Genomic DNA, 16,736 nt, shown 5'->3' on the forward strand with positions numbered 1-16,736 from the left:
GTGAAACAGATCACAAGCGCCACCTTCGTCTTGGGTTCCCGACGGGGCGTCAGTAAGTTGGCGACATGGTGTCGATAACTTCTCAGGCCGGGTGATCACGTGTTCCTCGCGATTCGCGAGCTGCTCTTCGCCAAGGGCCGCTTCGTGCTCATGGGGTCCGTCGTGGCCCTCATCTCGATCCTCATGGTGCTGCTCTCGGGCCTCTCCGTCGGGTTGGTCAACGACGGCGTCTCGGGCCTGCAGAAGATGCCGGTGACCTCGTTCGCCTTCCAGGAGGACGTCTCCAAGGACTCCGCCTTCTCCCGGAGCGTGATCGACAAGGACGTCGTCGAGACCTGGGCCGCGCAGCCCGGGGTCGACGAGGCCGCTCCGTTCGGCAACGCCCTGGTCAACGCGGAGTCGGAGAAGGGCGTCGAGATCGACCTCGCCCTCTTCGGCATCGAGACCGACTCCTACCTCGCGCCCGAGGTCGAGTCCGGCAGTGTGCTCGGCGACGACCCGAACGAGATCGTGATCAGCGCGACGGCCGCCGAGGAGGGGATCGAGGTCGGGGACGTGATCAAGGTCGAGCCGATGGGCGCCGAGCTCACGGTGGCCGGCGTCATGCCCGACCAGCACACCTTCGGTCACGTCGACATCGCCTACCTCCCGCTGCGCACCTGGCAGGAGATCCGCACCGGGGCCGCCCCGGGCGAGGAGGTGCCCGCGCGGGTCTACGACGAGATCACCGCGGTCGCCGTCCAAGGCTCCGACGACGCCGATGCCCTGAAGGCCGGGGACGCCGCCGCCGGTACCACCTCGATGACCCTGGACGACTCCTTCGGCGCCTCCCCGGGCTACACCGCCGAGACGTCGACCCTCCAGCTGATCCAGGTCTTCCTCTACGCCATCTCGGCCCTGGTGGTCGGCGCGTTCTTCACCGTCCTGACCATCCAGCGCAAGCAGGAGGTGGCCGTGATGCGGGCGATGGGCGCCAGCACCGCGTACCTGCTCCGCGACAGCCTGCTCCAGTCGCTCCTGCTGCTCCTCGGCTCGGTCGCCGTCGGCGTGGGCCTGGGCCTGGCCGCGGGCGCCGCGATCTCCGGGACCGCGATGCCGTTCGCGCTGGAGGCCGGACCGATCGCGGTCGCCACCACGCTCCTGATCGTCCTGGGCGTGCTGGGCGCGGCGGTCGCCGTCGTCCGCATCACCCGTGTCGACCCCCTCACCGCCCTGGGAGGCAACCGATGAGCACCGCACCCGGCCGCGACGTGGCCGCCGCCGACGTGGCGACCCCGGCCCTGGAGATCTCCGACGTCTCGCTGCTGCACGGCGACGGCGAGGAGACGGTCACCGCGCTCGACTCGGTCAGCCTGAGCGTGCAGCCCGGCAAGCTGATCGCCGTGGTGGGCCCCTCGGGCTCCGGCAAGTCCAGCCTGCTGGCGGTGGCCGGTGGACTGATCAGGCCCACCTCCGGCACGGTCCGGGTCGGCGACGTCGACCTGACCACCGCCTCGCGTCAGCAGGTGACGACCGTGCGCCGTACCCGGATCGGCTACGTCTTCCAGGCCGGCAACCTGATCCCGGCGCTGACCGCCCGCGACCAGCTGCGGCTGCCGCTGACCTTCGGCAAGGTGGCCCACCCGCGGGACCCCGACGAGCTGCTCGCGGAGGTCGGGATGGCGCACAAGGCCACGCGGCGCCCGCACCAGCTCTCCGGCGGGGAGCGGCAGCGCGTCGGCATCGCCCGTGCGCTGGTGACCCGACCGGCGCTGCTGCTGGTCGACGAGCCCACCGCCGCCCTGGACCGCAGCCGCAGCCAGGAGGTGGTCGCCCTGCTGGCGCAGGAGAGCCACCGGCACGGCGTCGCCACGGTCATGGTCACCCACGACCACGACGTGCTGCACCACTGCGACGAGATCTACGAGATGATCGACGGACGACTCGGGAAGGCAGCGGCGCCGACCCGGTGACCAGCTGACCCAGGAGGTGATCGTGCCGCGGATCCAGGCACCGACCGTGGCCGAGCACCGGCGCCGGCAGGAGCGCGCGCTGCTCGACGCAGCGCGCGCTCTGCTGGCCGAGACCCCCGAGGCCCCCACCTTGGGCGCGGTCGGCGAGCGGGCCGGCATGGCCCGCTCCAGCGTCTACCAGTACTTCGCCTCCCGCGACGACCTGCTCGCCGCTGTGGTCGCCGACGTCTTCCCCGAGTGGGCCGGCCAGGTGCGGGCCCGGGTCGAGAGCGCGGGCGGCCCGGGGGAGCGGGTGTGGGCCTACGTCTGCGCCAACGTGGAGCTCTTCGCCTCCTCCGAGCAGTCGGTCGCCCGGGCGCTGACCGCGGTGGTGGAGCCGCACCTGCTCCGGGCCCCGATGCAGGCCTTCCACGCCGAGCTCCAGGTGCCGCTGCTCACCGCCCTGACCGACCTGGGGGAGCCGCGGCCGCGGCAGGTCGCCGAGCTCGTGGACTCCATGGTCGTCCAGGTCTCGCGGAGCCTGGGCTCGGGCGGGGGCGGGCCCGAGGACGCCCCGCGCGACCAGGGCGAGGCACTGGCCCTGCTGCGGCGGCTGTTGGCCGGCTACCTGGGACTCTCCCCGGACCTGCCGGCCGACCCCGCCGGCGACGGGCCCGGGCCCGCTCCGCGCAGCCGGTGACCTGGCCTGCTCGGCATCCTGGGAACCCGCGGCGGCGCCGGCACGTTGAGCCTCGCGAGTCCCCCGATCGAAAGTGCCATGAAACCTCAAGAACCCATCCGGCCCTGTCCCTCTAGCCAGGACAGGACCGGTGCCCCGCGACCGCTCGTGATCATCCGATGACGGCGGTCCTCACACTCCTCGCAGGCCTCCTGGTGGTCCTGCTGATCACCGTCGTGACGGGCTACTTCGTGGCCCAGGAGTTCGCCTACATGTCGGTCGACCGGTCGCGGCTCAAGGCCCGCGCCGCCGGGGGCGACCCGGCCGCCGGCCGCGCGCTGAAGGTGACCGGCCGGACCTCGTTCATGCTCTCGGGCGCCCAGCTCGGCATCACCGTCACCGGTCTGCTCGTGGGGTACGTCGCCGAGCCGCTGATCGGTCAGTCCCTCGGCACGCTGCTCGGCGGCGTGGGGGTGCCGACCGCGGTCGGCATCGCCGTGGGCACCGTGCTGGCCCTGGTCGTCTCCACCGGCGTGCAGATGGTCTTCGGCGAGCTCTTCCCCAAGAACCTCGCGATCGCCCGGCCGGAGCCGGTGGCCCGCTGGCTGGCCACCTCGACCCTGGTCTACCTCAAGCTCGCCGGCTGGCTGATCTGGTTCTTCGACCAGTCCTCCAACCTCCTGCTCAAGGCCCTGCGGATCGAGCCGGTGCACGACGTGGAGCACTCGGCCACCGCCCGCGACCTCGAGCACATCATCGCCGAGTCCCGGGAGACCGGGGACCTGCCGGCCGAGCTCTCCATGCTGCTCGACCGGATCCTGGACTTCCCCGACCAGGACGTGGAGCACGCGATGATCCCGCGCGTCCAGGTCGACACGGTCGACGCGGACGCGACCGTCGCCCAGCTGCGCGAGGAGATGGCCGGTGGCCACTCCCGCTACCCGGTGCTGGACGAGGACGAGCGGGTCGTCGGGGTGGTCCACCTCGTCGACGTCCTGGCCCTGGGTCAGGACGACGCCGGCCGCACCGCGGGCGACCTGGCGCGACCGGCCCTGATGGTGCCCGCGTCGATGGCCCTGCCGGACGCCGTGCGCGAGCTCTCGCGCACCCGCAACCAGCTGGCCTGCGTGCTCGACGAGCACGGCGGCTTCGACGGCGTGCTCACGGTCGAGGACCTGGCCGAGGAGCTGGTCGGGGAGATCACCGACGAGCACGACGAGCTGCCCGCGCCGCACGTGCACGGCGACCCGACGAGCAACGAGTGGACGGTCGCCGGCGGCTCCCACGTCGACGAGGTCGAGCGCGCGCTGGGACACGAGCTGCCCGCCGGCGACTACGAGACGCTGGGCGGCCTGGTCATCGCCCACCACGGCCGCTTCCCCGAGGAGGGCGAGGTGGTCCTGGTGCCGCTGCCCCTGGACCCCGGCGGATACGCCGACTCGGAGGAGCCGACCCACCTGCAGGCCCGCCTGCAGGTGCTCGAGGTGCAGGACCACATCCCGGTCACCGTCCGGATCACGCTCGAACCGATCGCTGAGGAGCAGTCCTGATGGAGAACCCCTGGGTGGTGACCGGCGCCACCATCGCGATCATCGCGCTGAGTGCCTTCTTCGTGGCGGCCGAGTTCGCCCTGATCGCCGCGCGCAAGCACCGGCTGGAGGACGCCGCGGTGACCAGCCGCTCGGCCCGGGCCGCGCTGCGCAGCACCTCCGAGCTGACCCTGCTGCTGGCCGGCTCCCAGCTCGGCATCACAGTCTGCACGCTGGCGCTGGGCGCGATCACCAAGCCGGCCGTGCACCACTGGCTCACCCCACACTTCAACGACTGGGGGCTGCCCCTGTGGGGCGCCGACGTGGCCGGCTTCGTGCTCGCCCTGGTGATCGTCACCTTCCTGCACCTGGTGGTCGGCGAGATGGCGCCCAAGTCCTGGGCCATCGCCCACCCGGAGAAGTCCGCGATCATGCTGGCCCTGCCGATGCGCGCCTTCATGTGGCTCTTCCGCCCGGTGCTGCGAGCCCTCAACGAGACGGCCAACTGGTGCCTGCGCAGGGTCGGGGTCGACCCCGACGACGCCGCCGGCACCGGGCAGGACCCGGACGCCCTGCGGCACCTGGTCGAGCACTCGGTCAACGTCGGGGCGCTGGACGCCAGCTACTCGGCCCAGTTCTCCCAGGCGCTGGAGCTGGAGACCATGACGCTGGCCGACATCGTCCGCCGTACGCCGCTCACCGCGGTCCCGGCCAGCGCCACCGTCGGCCAGGTGCAGGAGATCTCCCGCGCCTCGGGTCACCTGCGCATCCTGGTGCGCGAGGACGGTGCGCTGGCGGGGGCGGTCGACGGGGCGGCCGGCGGGGTGATCGGCATGGTGCACGTGCGCGACACGTTGGTCCGGCCCGGCGGGGCGGGCCTCGCGGAGATGGTCCGTCCGGTCGAGACCCTCGCCGGGGCCACCACCATCTACGACGCGCTGGCGCACATGCGCCGGGCGAGCAGCCAGCTGGTGCTGGTGCAGGAGGAGGGCGAGGTGGTCGGCGTGATCACCATGGCCGACCTGCTCAACCGGCTCTTCCCGCACACCCCGGAGCGGGCACCCGCCCCGAGCGCCTGACCTCCCCGGGCGGGCGGACCGTTCCCCAGGATTCGCCCCGCGTGTCGCTGGCGCGGCCACCCGCCCGGGCGTACGTTGCCAGGCATCGACGCGTGGGGAAGCGCGCCGACACCGGGAGGCCGTTCGTGAGGATTCACGACTTCGCAGCACACCACGGGTGGCGGTTCGCCTCGCGCGGTGTCGGAGGAGGCCGGCACTCCGGTCTTCGGGTCCTTTCCTGGTCCGTCAGCACGAACTAGGGCCGGGCGAGGAGTGCGCGTGCCGGACCGTGAGGGTGAGAACGACGTGGCCGCCACCGAGCACAGCAGCACCGCCCCGGGCTCCACCAGCGCCGCCGGCGCTCCCAGTACCGGCAGCACCGCGCCGCCACCCTCCGGGGCGGGACGCACCTACGTCGTGGACACCAGCGTCCTGCTGGCCGATCCCGGCGCGATCAACCGGTTCGCCGAGCACGAGGTGGTGCTCCCGGTGGTGGTGGTCACCGAGCTGGAGGGCAAGCGGCACCACCCCGAGCTCGGCTACTTCGCGCGCGCCGCACTGCGGATGCTCGACGAGCTCAGGGTCGTGCACGGGCGCCTGGACCAGCCGGTGCCGGTCGGGGACGCCGGGGGATCCCTGCGGGTCGAGCTCAACCACACCGACCCGGGCTCCCTGCCCTCGGGCTTCCGGCTCGGCGACAACGACACCCGGATCCTCTCGGTCGCGCGCAACCTGGCCGACGAGGGGTACGCCGTCACGCTGGTCTCCAAGGACCTACCGCTGCGGATCAAGGCCTCCGCGGTCGGGCTGGACGCCGAGGAGTACCGGGCCGAGGGGATCAGCGAGTCCGACACCGGATACACCGGGATGGCCGAGGTGGCCGTCGCCTCCGCCGACCTCGACCTGCTCTACGACGAGGGCACCGTCGACCTGGACGAGGCTCGCGACCTGCCCTGCCACACCGGCCTGGTGCTGCTCTCGGACCGCGGCACGGCGCTGGGCCGGGTGACCCCGGAGAAGCGGGTGCAGCTGGTCAAGGGGGACCGGGAGGTCTTCGGCATCCACGGCCGCTCGGCCGAGCAGCGCCTCGCCCTGGAGATGCTGCTGGACCCCGACATCGGGATCGTCTCCCTCGGCGGGCGGGCCGGCACCGGCAAGTCGGCGATGGCCTTGTGCGCCGGCCTCGAGGCGGTGCTGGAACGACGCCAGCACACCCGGGTCGTCGTCTTCCGGCCGCTCTTCGCCGTGGGTGGCCAGGAGCTCGGCTACCTGCCCGGGTCGGAGTCGGAGAAGATGTCCCCCTGGGGCCAGGCGGTCTTCGACACCCTCAACGCGCTGGTCTCCCCGGCCGTGGTGGAGGAGGTGCTCGACCGGGGGATGCTCGAGGTGCTGCCGCTCACGCACATCCGCGGTCGGTCGCTGCACGACGCGTTCGTGATCGTCGACGAGGCCCAGTCGCTGGAGCGCAACGTCCTGCTCACCGTGCTGTCGCGGATCGGGGCCAACTCCAAGGTGGTGCTCACCCACGACGTGGCCCAGCGCGACAACCTGCGGGTGGGACGCCACGACGGCATCGTCGCGGTGGTGGAGAAGCTCAAGGGGCACCCGCTCTTCGCCCACGTCACGCTGACCCGCTCCGAGCGCTCGCCGATCGCGGCGCTCGTCACGGAGATGCTCGAGCACGTCACCGTCTGACGGAAAGGCGGGCACCGCGGCCCTCGGGGGGCTGCGGACGTGTGAGGTGCCTCGTACGCGACGAGAGCGCGGTCACCCGGAGGGTGTCAGGAGTTCTTCCTGACACCCTCCGTGACGTATGTGAACACGTTGTGACGCAGTCGACCCCGAAAGTGCGCCCAACTGTTTGATTCGCCCTCGGGACCCGAGCACGTTGGGCTACTGACCGGTACCCGGCCGTACCTCTTTCCACACGTGCCGAGACCGGTCGTTCACCTGTCCCCGACCCCCCATTGAGATCATGGTCGACCTGAAGAAGTTCTTTCCCCAGCACCGCGCATCCACCATCCACCAGGCCGGACGCCGGCTGAGCGACTTCATGCGCCGTCCACTCATGCAGGCCAAGGTCGCCGGCGCCGCCAGTGCCCTCGCCGTGGCCGCGGGCATGCTCGCCAGCCCGCCCGCGGCCGTGACCGCCAGCGAGGCCCCGGAGAGCGGCCGGATCCTCACGGTCCTCGATCACCTCCAGGACCGCGACGTCGCCTCCCGCGCGGGCGACCGGGCCAAGAAGGCCGCGGTCCAGGCCAAGACCCGGACCGGCAAGGTGGTCCGCCGGGTCGAGAACCTCAAGAACGCCGGTCCCAAGCAGATCGCCCGGGCGCTGATGCCCGAGTTCGGCTTCCCGCAGTCGCAGTTCGGCTGTCTGGACAAGCTCTACGTCAGCGAGAGCAACTGGCGGGTGGACGCCGACAACCCGACCTCGTCGGCGTACGGCATCCCGCAGGCGCTCACCCAGCTGCACGACCTGCCCCACGGCTACATGACGAACCCCGAGGTGCAGATCCGCTGGGGTCTGGGCTACATCAAGCGGCGCTACGGCAACCCCTGCGTGGCCTGGCAGTTCAAGGCCGCCAACAACTGGTACTGATCCCAGCGCACCACAGCGGACCAGTGCCCGTCCCGGCTGTCCGGCCTACCGGCCGAGCAGCCGGGACTTCTGCACCTTGCCCATCTCGTTGCGCGGCAGCGTGCGCACGAAGCGGACTTCGCGAGGACGCTTGTGCGCGGAGAGCTCGGCCCCGACGTACGCCGTGAGCTCGGCGCCCAGCGCCGGCCCGGCGGTCTCGGCGTCGCGGGTGACCACGTGGGCGACGATCCGCTGGCCCAGGTCGGCGTCCGGCTCGCCCACCACGGCGCACTCGGCGACCGCGGGGTGCCCCAGCAGGACCGCCTCGATCTCCCCGGCCCCGATCCGGTAGCCCGCCGACTTGATCAGGTCCACCGACTCCCGGCCCACGATCCGGTGCCGGCCGTCGGGCGCCACCACCGCGACGTCGCCCGTGCGGAACCAGCCGTCCGCGGTCCACGCCTCGGCGGTCGCCTCGGGCCGGTGCAGGTAGCCGTCGAAGAGCGTGGCGCCGCGCACCTCGAGCCGTCCCACCGACTCGCCGTCGTGCGGCACCGGGTCGCCGGCCTCGTCCCGGAGCCGCGTCTCCACCCCGGCCACCGGGACGCCGACCCAGCCGGCCTGCCGGACCCCGTCGGCCCGGGTCGCCACGGTGATCAGCGTCTCGCTCATCCCGTACCGCTCCACCACCTCGTGGCCGGTCAGCTCGCGCAGCCGCTCGAAGACCGGCACCGGCAGGGCGGCGCTGCCCGAGACGAGCAGCCGGGCGCCGCGCAGGGCCGCCGCGTGCTCCGGGGCCTCCGCGAGCCGCGACCAGATCGTCGGCACCGCGAACCACATCGTCGCCCCGGCCTCGGCGGCGCCGGCATAGGCCGCCGGGGTGCCGGCCCCGACGTGCACGAGACCGCCGCCCACCCGCAGCGGGCCGAGCACGCCGAGGATCAGCCCGTGCACGTGGAAGAGGGGCAGACCGTGCGCGAGCACGTCCTCCCCGGTCCAGGCCCAGGCCTCCGCGAGCGCGTCCAGCCCGGCGGCCACGGCCCGACGCGAGAGCAGCACGCCCTTGGGCAGGCCGGTGGTGCCGGAGGTGTAGAGCACGAAGGCAGTCCGCCCGGGGTCCACCTCGCGGGGCCGGTACGCCGACCGGGCGGCCACGTCGACCTCCGTGACCGGCAGCGCGGTCCCTGCGGGGGCGCGACCCAGCCAGCAGTCGGGGGAGGAGTCGGCCAGCACGTGGTCGAGCTCGGCGCGGCCCGAGTCCGGCGGCACCGGCACCACCTCGACGCCGGCCAGCAGGGCTCCGACCACCGCCACCACCGTCTCCATCGCCGGAGTGGCCAGCACGGCGACCCGACAGGTCCCGCGCAGGTCGTCCGCGACCTGCGCGGCGGCGCCGAGCAGCGCGTCGTACGTCAGGGTGGTGCCGGCCACGGTGACCTGCTGGGTGCCTCGCCGGCCGGACTCGAGTGCGGTGAGCATGGCCCCATGATGGCTGCCCCCGAAGTGGTGGGTTGATGTCGGTCCTGCGTCGAGAAGCGACACCAACCCACCACTTCGCCCGGGACGGTGGGCGGAGGCGGGGTCAGGGGTGGGTCATCGACTCCACGTCGAGCGCGGCGTCGAGCTGCTCCTCGGTGAGCTCGCCACGGTCGACGTAGCCCAGTGCCAGCACGGTCTCGCGGATCGTCGCCCCGTCGGCCAGCGCCTTCTTCGCGATCTTGGCGGCCGCCTCGTAGCCGACGTACTTGTTGAGCGGGGTGACCACGGACGGCGACGACTCGGCGTACCGGCGCATCCGCTCGACGTCCGCGGTGATCCCGTCGACGCACCGCTCGGCCAGCAGCCGGCTGGAGGTGGCGAGCAGGCGGATCGACTCCAGCAGGTTGCGCGCCATCACCGGCATCATCACGTTGAGCTCGAAGTTGCCTGCCCCGCCGGCCCAGGCGACGGTCGCGTCGTTGCCGACCACCTGGGCGCAGACCATCAGGGTGGCCTCGGGGAGCACCGGGTTGACCTTGCCCGGCATGATGCTCGAGCCCGGCTGGAGGTCGGGCAGGTGGATCTCGGCCAGACCCGTGGTGGGGCCCGAGGACATCCAGCGCAGGTCGTTGCAGATCTTCGTCAGGCCGACCGCGAAGGTGCGCAGCACCCCCGAGAGCTCGACCAGCGAGTCGCGGGTGCCCTGGGCCTCGAAGTGGTTGCGGGACTCGGTGAAGGGCTGACCGGTGAACTCGCCCAGCTCCTCGATCACCCGGGCCGCGAAGCCGGGCGGGGTGTTGATCCCGGTGCCGACGGCGGTGCCGCCCAGCGGGAGCTCCCGGACCCGCGGGAGCACCGACTCCAGGCGCTCGACCGCCAGCCGCACGGTCGCGGCGTACCCGCCGAACTCCTGGCCCAGCATCACCGGGGTGGCGTCCATCAGGTGCGTGCGCCCGGACTTCACCACGCCGGCGAACTCCTCGGCCTTGCGCTCCAGCGAGGTCGCCAGCACGTCGAGGCTCGGCAGCAGGTCGTCGACCACGGCGAGCGTCGCGGCGACGTGGATGGAGGTGGGGAAGGTGTCGTTGGACGACTGCGAGGCGTTGACGTGGTCGTTGGGGTGGACCTCGACCCCGTCGGTCGAGGCGAGCGAGGCGATCACCTCGTTGGTGTTCATGTTGGAGCTGGTCCCGGACCCGGTCTGGAAGACGTCGAGCGGGAAATGCTCCAGGTGGTCCCCGGCGGCGATCCGCGCGGCCGCGGACTCGATCGCGGTGACCAGCTCCTCGGCGAGCACCTCGAGCTCGCCGTTGACCCGGGCCGCGGCCTGCTTGACCAGTCCGAGGGCCTGGACGTGCCGCGGCTCCAGGGTGGTGCCGCTGATCGGAAAGTTCTCCACCGCGCGCTGGGTCTGGGCCCGCCACAGAGCGTCGCGAGGCACCTGGACCTCGCCCATGGAGTCGTGCTCGGTCCGGAAGTCAGTCATGGCCGGACCGTACCCAGCCGGCGGTGGCGGCAACGCCGGTGTGCGTTCAGCGCCGGGCGGAGTAGAGGTAGTACGTCTCGGGGCGGTCCTGGAGCAGCACGTCGTACGCCTTCTCGTCGACCTCGCCGAACACCGTCGCGATCCGCGCCGCGAGCTCGGGGGAGTGGTCCGACGACCAGACCACCAGCACCCCGCCGGGGTTGAGCAGCTCGCGGCACTGGGTGAGGAAGCGCTCCCGGTAGAGCTCGGCGTTGTCCCGGTGCACCAGGTAGTGCGGCCCGTTGTCGACGTCGAGCAGGAGCAGGTCGTGCCCCTGGCGCGCCTCGGCGACCGCCATGGAGATGTCGGCGTTGACGATCTGCAGCCGCCGGTCGGCCAGCAGCCCCGGACCGTGCGGCACGGTGCCGTCGCGCATCCAGCCGATCAGCGGCTCCTCGATCTCGACCACGGTGACCTTCTCCACCCGCGGGTCGGCGAGCACCCGCTGCGTGGTGAAGCCGAGGCCCAGCCCGCCGATCACCACGTCGACGGGGGCCTCCACGAGGTCGAGGGCGAGGGCGGCCATCTCGATCTCCGAACCGGTCTCCAGGGTGTCCATGACGAAGACGCCGTTGACCCGCAGCTCGAGCACGTCCGGCGCGCCCGGCCGGGTACGACGGCGCAGCACCAGCTCGCCCCGCTCGGACTCCGCGCGGGCCACCTCCACGTGCTGCTCGGGCTCGGTCACCGTCTCCTCCTCCACGGCCCGCCCGTTCCCCCGCGCCCGGCGTCGTACACCTGGGACCCGGTGCCTGCCGGGTGGCCGGACAACCGGGCCTCGTACCCCGTGGCCTTCGGAGCATGCGTTCTGTTGGGCAGGACGGCTAGGCTGGCGGCTCATGCTCGAGCCCTGGGTGTGGTTGACCCCGTACGAGGGAGCGACGAGCATGATGGACCTGGCACCCACCGATCCGGATTCGACCAGCAGCAGGCCCGGCCGCGAGAGCCCCGAGAGCGAGACCGAGGGGGCCGAGCGGCGCCTGAGCGAGATCTCGTCCCTGCTGCACCAGGGCCTCTCGGCCGACGAGGCCGCCCTGCGGGTGCGGATCGAGGAGAGCGCCGAGGCGCCCGTGGCTCCGCGCCGGCTGGGCGACCCGGACGCCCTGTGGCGGGCGGCGTCCGACTTCGACGTGGAGGCCCTGGGGCGGGCCCTCGACGAGGGCTTCGGGCTCGGCACGTTCGAGGAGGTCGTCGACGGGTGGCTCCTGCCCTCGCTGCACGAGCTCGGCCTCGCCTGGGCCCGCGGCGAGATCGGGGTCGCGGAGGAGCACTTCGCCTCCGCGAGCGTGCACCGTCGCCTGGCCACCGTCTTCGACCAGACGCCCCGGCAGGTGCACGCCCCGCGGGTGCTGGTCGGCCTGGCCACCGGCTCGCGGCACGAGCTCGGCGTGCTGGCCTTCGCGATCGCCCTGCGGCGTCAGGGCGTGGACGCGGTCTACCTGGGCGGCGACGTCCCGGTGGAGGCCTGGGTGTCCTCGGTGACCACGAAGTCCCCGGCCGGCGTGGTGATCGCCGTCCCGTCGGCCGAGGACGTGCCGGCCTCCCTCGCCCTGGTCTCGGCGCTGGCCGCGGCCGCGCCCGGGGTGCCCGTCGTCGCCGGCGGCAGCCACCAGGACGCGCTGCCGCCGCACGTCACCCCGCTGGGCCACCACATCATGCCCGCGGCGACCCATCTGGCCGCGGCGGTCAAGGCGAAGGTCTGAGGTCCGGGGCGCGAGGCGCGGGCGCGGCGCCGTCGGCTCAGGAACCGGCGCGCAGCAGCTCGTCGCCCAGCCCCGAGCGCAGGTAGAGCACCGACCGTCCGTGCCGGGCGGAGGTGAGCAGCCCCGCGTCGCGCATCGCGCGCAGGTGCTGGTTGACCGCGCTGGGCGTCACCCCCAGCCGGACCGCCAGCTCGGTGGAGGAGGCGGGGGAGTCGAGCACCAGCAGCAGCCGGGCACGCACCTCGCCGACGAGGCCGGCCAGCGCCCGCGGGGCCGCCGGCCGGTCGCTCTCCCACAGGGTGCCGGCGCCGCGGGCGCCGTACAGGATCAGCGGCGGCTGAGCTGCGGAGATCGGCACCGTGGCGGAGCGGGTGAACAGCGAGGGCGCCAGGGTCAGCCCCTCCCCGGCGGTCGAGCGGCGGAACCGGGCCGGCGAGGTGACCTCCACCCGGACGACGTCGTCGACGAGCCGGATCCCGGGCGAGAGATCGGAGAACATCGCCGCCAGCCCGTCCCGGGCCATGGCGCGGCCCCGGAACACGATGTCGGCCTCGAGCACCGTCCGCATCCGGGACCACCAGGGCTCGAAGCACGCGGTCCAGTACGCCGCGAGCGCCGCCGTGATCCGACTCAGCACGCGGTCGGTGCGGCCGGTGAGCGGGGCGGGGCGGGTGCCGGGGTCCGGGTGCACCTCGGCCAGGTCGTCGCGGACCACCTCGAGCGGGGTCCGGGCCAGCGCCGCCAGCTCGTCGTCGAACCGCGCGAGCGGGGACCAGGGGCGCGGCGTGAGGAAGTCCGGCGTCCACAGGGCGTCGTTGGTCAGCGCCAGCAGCATCTCGGAGTCCAGGCCGGCGCGTGCCCCGGCGGTCCGCTGCAGCCAGGGCAGCTGCAGGGGGTAGCGACCCGGGTCGCGCCAGGTGCGCAGCGAGAGGGCGAGCTCGTTCATCGGGGAGAGGGCGAACCGGACCTCCCCGAGGTCGGCCCCAGTCAGCTCGTACTCGATCAGCCCGACCATGAAGCAGCACGCTACATCGTTGGCGCCTGTCGGCGGGACGTGGGAGAACTGCCCACGTGCTCGACCGCCTCCGCCGCCTCCTCCTCCCCGCCGACCCGGTGCAACGCTCGCTGACCTTCGCCACGATGGCCGGTGCACTCTCCTCCGGCCTCTTCTACAGCGTCAGCGCGCTCTACTTCACCCGGGTGATCGGGCTGGAGGTGACCACCGTCGGGCTGGGCCTCACGATCGCCGGGCTGATGGGCGTGCTCGGCTCCTTCCTCGGCGGCCAGGCCGCGGACCGGGTGGGCGCCGACCGGCTGCAGGCGTGGGCCAACGCGGTGCACGGCGTGGCGATGCTCAGCTACGTGCTGGCCGACGGTCCGGTGAGCTTCACCCTGGTGGCCTGCGTCGCCGTGGCCAGCCGGAGCCTCCAGGGGACGGCGAAGTCGACCGTGCAGGTGCGCTGGTTCGCCGGGCCGGACCGGGTGGGCATCCGGGCCCGGCTGCGGGTGATCACCAACCTCTTCATCGGCCTGGGCACCCTGCTGGCGGCCGGCGCGCTGCTGGTCGGGACCGCCGCCGCCTACCAGGTGACGATGGTCGCGGTCGGGCTGGTGGCTCTGCTCGCGACCGTCCCGCTGATGGGGCTGCGGGGCCGGGTGGACGGTTTCGCGGGCGTGATGGACGCCCACCTGGTGCCCGACCGGGTCCGCGGTCCCTCCCCGATGCGCGACCGCACCTACCTCACCTCGGTGGCCCTCAACTCGGTGATCGCCATGCACTTCGGGCTGACCAGCGTCGGCGTCCCGCTGTGGATCGCCACCCGTACGGAGGCCCCGGACGTGATGATCTCGGTGCTGCTGGTGGTCAACACCGTCCTGGTCGCGCTCTTCCAGGTGCGGGCCTCGCGCGGCACCCACGACATCGGCACCGCCGGCCGGGTGGTGCGCCGGGGCAGCCTGCTGCTCGCGATCGCCTGCCTGCTCTACGGCGCCGCGGGCAGCGGCGGCGTGCTGTGGGCGGTGGCCGCCCTGCTGGCCGCCGAGGTGGTCGGCTCGTTCGCGGAGGTCTGGTGCGAGGCCGGCGCCTGGGGTCTGGCTTTCGAGCTCGCCCACCCGGACAGCGCCGGCGCCTACCAGGGCGTCTCGTCCACCGGCTACGCGGTGGCGATGATGGCCTCGCCCGCGGTGGTCACCGCGACCGCGGTGGACCACGGCATGCCCGGCTGGATCCTGCTCGCCGCGCTCTTCGCCGCCGCCGGGAGCGGGGTCGCCGTGGTGGCCCGCCTGGCCGCGGTGCGGCGTACCCAGGCCGCGCTGGTCTGAGGCGGCGGCCAGGGTCGCTGAGCCTCCGGGTGTCGGCCTACTGGGCCGAGCGCACCCGGATGCCGGTCAGCGGCACGGTCACGGCACCCGAGGGGTCGGTGAAGAAGTCGTTGCCCTTGTCGTCGACCACGATGAAGGCCGGGAAGTCCTCGACCTCGATCTTCCAGATCGCCTCCATCCCGAGCTCGGGGTACTCGATGACCTCCTGGCTCTTGATGCAGTCCTGGGCGAGCCGGGCGGCGGGGCCGCCGATCGAGCCGAGGTAGAAGCCCCCGTGGGCGCCGCAGGCGTCGGTGACCTGCTTGGAGCGGTTGCCCTTGGCCAGCATCACCATCGAGCCGCCGGCGGCCTGGAACTGCTCGACGTAGGAGTCCATCCGTCCCGCCGTGGTGGGCCCGAACGAGCCCGAGGCCATGCCCTCCGGGGTCTTGGCCGGGCCGGCGTAGTAGACGGGGTGGTTGCGCAGGTACTCCGGCATCGGCTCGCCGGCGTCGAGGCGCTCCTTGATCTTGGCGTGCGCGATGTCGCGGGCCACCACCAGCGGGCCGGTCAGCGAGAGCCGGGTCTTGACCGGGTGCTTGGAGAGCTCGGCCAGGATGTCGGCCATCGACCGGTTGAGGTCGATCTTCACGACCTCGCCGCCGGCGATCTCCTCGGCCATCCCGGCGTCGGGCATGTACTGCGCGGGGTCCATCTCGAGCTGCTCGAGGAAGACGCCGTCGGGGGTGATCTTGCCCAGGGCCTGCCGGTCGGCGGAGCAGGAGACCGCGATCGCCACCGGGCAGGAGGCGCCGTGCCGGGGGAGCCGGACGACGCGCACGTCGTGGCAGAAGTACTTGCCGCCGAACTGGGCGCCGATGCCGAGCTCCTGGGTGAGCTTGAAGACCTGCTCCTCCAGCTCGGTGTCACGGAACCCGTGCGCACTCATCGAGCCCTCGGTGGGCAGGTTGTCCAGGTAGTGCGCCGAGGCGTACTTCGCGGTCTTCATCGCGAACTCCGCGCTGGTGCCGCCGATCACGATCGCCAGGTGGTACGGCGGGCAGGCGGCGGTGCCGAGCGAGCGGATCTTCTCGTCCAGGAACTCCAGCATCCGCTTCGGGTTGAGGACGGCCTTGGTCTCCTGGAAGAGGAACGACTTGTTGGCCGAGCCGCCGCCCTTGGCCATGAAGAGGAACTTGTACTCCGGGCGCCCGCTGCTCTGCGGGGTGGAGTAGATCTCGATCTGGGCCGGCAGGTTGGTGCCGGTGTTCTTCTCCTCGTACGTCGTCAGCGGCGCGAGCTGGGAGTAGCGCAGGTTGAGCCTGGTGTAGGCGTCGTAGACGCCCTTGCTGATCGCCTCGCCGTCGTCGGCGCCGGTGAGCACGCCCTCGGACTTCTTGCCCATCACGATCGCGGTGCCGGTGTCCTGGCACATCGGCAGCACGCCGCCGGCGGAGATGTTGACGTTCTTGAGCAGGTCGAGCGCGACGAACCGGTCGTTGCCGCTGGCCTCGGGGTCGTCGATGATCTTGCGCAGCTGGGCCAGGTGGGCCGGGCGCAGGTAGTGGCTGATGTCGTGCATCGCCTCGGCGGTGAGCCGCCGGATGGCCTCGGGCTCGACCTTCATGAAGGTCTGCAGCTGACCGTCCTGGGTGGCCACCTCGAAGGTGGAGACGCCCTCGGTGGTGATCAGCCGGTACGGCGTCTCGTCGCGCCCGGTGGGCAGCAGGTCGGAGTAGCGGAACTCAGGTTCCGAGGACGCAGGGCCGGTGGCGGGTGCGGTGCTCACGGACCCGAAGGGTACGCCGTGCGGCCGGCGTCACGCGGGGGTACCCGGGTGCTGGTGCCTGATCCGGTGCCGGGTGTTCATCGGGACGACACGGGCGCGCCGGTGTGCGGTCATCCGGAGGTCCCGGACGCGCGAGAGCCTGTGCGCGCTAGATTGCCCCT

The 16,736-nt window shown here is 72.6% G+C and carries 14 protein-coding genes; 9 read left to right on the top strand and 5 right to left on the bottom strand.

Translation table 11 applies throughout. The annotated features are described in order from the left end of the window. Positions 1–99: 99 nt before the first annotated feature. From H8838_RS05355 to H8838_RS05385, 7 genes are all read left to right on the top strand, one after another. A complete protein-coding gene (locus H8838_RS05355) occupies positions 100–1,230 on the top strand; it encodes an ABC transporter permease (RefSeq protein WP_181311484.1) in 1,131 nt (376 codons plus the stop codon). Further along, positions 1,227–1,952 carry an ABC transporter ATP-binding protein gene (locus tag H8838_RS05360; RefSeq protein WP_185996414.1) on the top strand — a complete coding sequence of 242 codons (726 nt, stop codon included), beginning with the start codon at positions 1,227–1,229 and terminating at the stop codon, positions 1,950–1,952. Before H8838_RS05355 ends, H8838_RS05360 begins: the two co-directional genes overlap by 4 nt. A gap of 22 nt (positions 1,953–1,974) precedes the next feature. Continuing rightward, positions 1,975–2,631 (top strand): TetR/AcrR family transcriptional regulator, encoded by a 657-nt coding sequence (locus H8838_RS05365; RefSeq protein WP_181311482.1) that lies wholly within the window; start codon positions 1,975–1,977, stop codon positions 2,629–2,631. Between the two features lie 158 nt (positions 2,632–2,789). Then, positions 2,790–4,160: a hemolysin family protein gene (locus tag H8838_RS05370; protein ID WP_185996415.1), complete on the top strand. Its 1,371-nt coding sequence runs from the start codon at positions 2,790–2,792 to the stop codon at positions 4,158–4,160. Beyond that, entirely contained in the window at positions 4,160–5,218 is a 1,059-nt protein-coding gene (locus tag H8838_RS05375; RefSeq protein ID WP_185996416.1) for a hemolysin family protein, read from the top strand. The genes H8838_RS05370 and H8838_RS05375 overlap by 1 nt, the downstream gene beginning before the upstream one ends. A gap of 285 nt (positions 5,219–5,503) precedes the next feature. Further along, positions 5,504–6,892: a PhoH family protein gene (locus tag H8838_RS05380; RefSeq protein ID WP_185996469.1), complete on the top strand. Its 1,389-nt coding sequence runs from the start codon at positions 5,504–5,506 to the stop codon at positions 6,890–6,892. Positions 6,893–7,172: 280 nt separating this feature from the next. After that, positions 7,173–7,799: an aggregation-promoting factor C-terminal-like domain-containing protein gene (locus tag H8838_RS05385; protein ID WP_185996417.1), complete on the top strand. Its 627-nt coding sequence runs from the start codon at positions 7,173–7,175 to the stop codon at positions 7,797–7,799. 45 nt (positions 7,800–7,844) lie between these two features. Here the strand turns inward: H8838_RS05385 and H8838_RS05390 are convergent, their stop codons facing one another. The 3 genes from H8838_RS05390 to H8838_RS05400 all read right to left on the bottom strand — a co-directional run bounded on the left by H8838_RS05390 (position 7,845) and on the right by H8838_RS05400 (position 11,470). Then, on the bottom strand, positions 7,845–9,257 hold the full coding sequence (locus H8838_RS05390; RefSeq protein WP_185996418.1) for an acyl-CoA synthetase: 1,413 nt from the start codon (positions 9,255–9,257) through the stop codon (positions 7,845–7,847). Between the two features lie 103 nt (positions 9,258–9,360). Next, positions 9,361–10,743, bottom strand: coding sequence for a class II fumarate hydratase (locus H8838_RS05395; protein ID WP_185996419.1), 1,383 nt, complete (start codon positions 10,741–10,743; stop codon positions 9,361–9,363). Positions 10,744–10,789: 46 nt separating this feature from the next. After that, entirely contained in the window at positions 10,790–11,470 is a 681-nt protein-coding gene (locus H8838_RS05400) for a spermidine synthase (RefSeq protein ID WP_224766398.1), read from the bottom strand. Positions 11,471–11,621: 151 nt separating this feature from the next. On the opposite strand from H8838_RS05400, the gene H8838_RS05405 reads away from it, so the two are divergent. Then, complete coding sequence (locus tag H8838_RS05405) at positions 11,622–12,485, top strand: cobalamin-dependent protein (protein ID WP_185996420.1); 864 nt, start codon at positions 11,622–11,624, stop codon at positions 12,483–12,485. Between the two features lie 37 nt (positions 12,486–12,522). On the opposite strand, the gene H8838_RS05410 is transcribed toward H8838_RS05405, so the two are convergent. Continuing rightward, positions 12,523–13,500, bottom strand: coding sequence for an ArsR/SmtB family transcription factor (locus tag H8838_RS05410; RefSeq protein WP_224766399.1), 978 nt, complete (start codon positions 13,498–13,500; stop codon positions 12,523–12,525). 56 nt (positions 13,501–13,556) lie between these two features. Here H8838_RS05410 and H8838_RS05415 point away from each other — a divergent pair, with 56 nt between their 5' ends. Beyond that, the gene (locus tag H8838_RS05415) at positions 13,557–14,807 is read left to right on the top strand and encodes an MFS transporter (protein WP_181311474.1); all 1,251 of its coding nucleotides are present in this window, start codon (positions 13,557–13,559) and stop codon (positions 14,805–14,807) included. 37 nt (positions 14,808–14,844) lie between these two features. On the opposite strand, the gene H8838_RS05420 is transcribed toward H8838_RS05415, so the two are convergent. Continuing rightward, positions 14,845–16,575: a fumarate hydratase gene (locus tag H8838_RS05420; protein WP_317983793.1), complete on the bottom strand. Its 1,731-nt coding sequence runs from the start codon at positions 16,573–16,575 to the stop codon at positions 14,845–14,847. Between the last annotated feature and the right edge of the window lie 161 nt (positions 16,576–16,736).

The sequence above is a fragment of the Nocardioides campestrisoli genome, assembly GCF_013624435.2.
Lineage (GTDB): Bacteria > Actinomycetota > Actinomycetes > Propionibacteriales > Nocardioidaceae > Nocardioides > Nocardioides campestrisoli.

Excerpts from the sequence above, each read along its gene's own strand:
- H8838_RS05360 (WP_185996414.1), top strand. The coding sequence starts at position 1,227 with ATGAGCACCGCACCCGGCCGCGACGTGGCCGCCGCCGACGTGGCGACC.
- H8838_RS05370 (WP_185996415.1), top strand. The coding sequence starts at position 2,790 with ATGACGGCGGTCCTCACACTCCTCGCAGGCCTCCTGGTGGTCCTGCTG.
- H8838_RS05375 (WP_185996416.1), top strand. The coding sequence starts at position 4,160 with ATGGAGAACCCCTGGGTGGTGACCGGCGCCACCATCGCGATCATCGCG.
- H8838_RS05385 (WP_185996417.1), top strand. The coding sequence starts at position 7,173 with ATGGTCGACCTGAAGAAGTTCTTTCCCCAGCACCGCGCATCCACCATC.
- H8838_RS05390 (WP_185996418.1), bottom strand. The coding sequence starts at position 9,257 with ATGCTCACCGCACTCGAGTCCGGCCGGCGAGGCACCCAGCAGGTCACC.
- H8838_RS05395 (WP_185996419.1), bottom strand. The coding sequence starts at position 10,743 with ATGACTGACTTCCGGACCGAGCACGACTCCATGGGCGAGGTCCAGGTG.
- H8838_RS05405 (WP_185996420.1), top strand. The coding sequence starts at position 11,622 with ATGCTCGAGCCCTGGGTGTGGTTGACCCCGTACGAGGGAGCGACGAGC.
- H8838_RS05410 (WP_224766399.1), bottom strand. The coding sequence starts at position 13,500 with ATGGTCGGGCTGATCGAGTACGAGCTGACTGGGGCCGACCTCGGGGAG.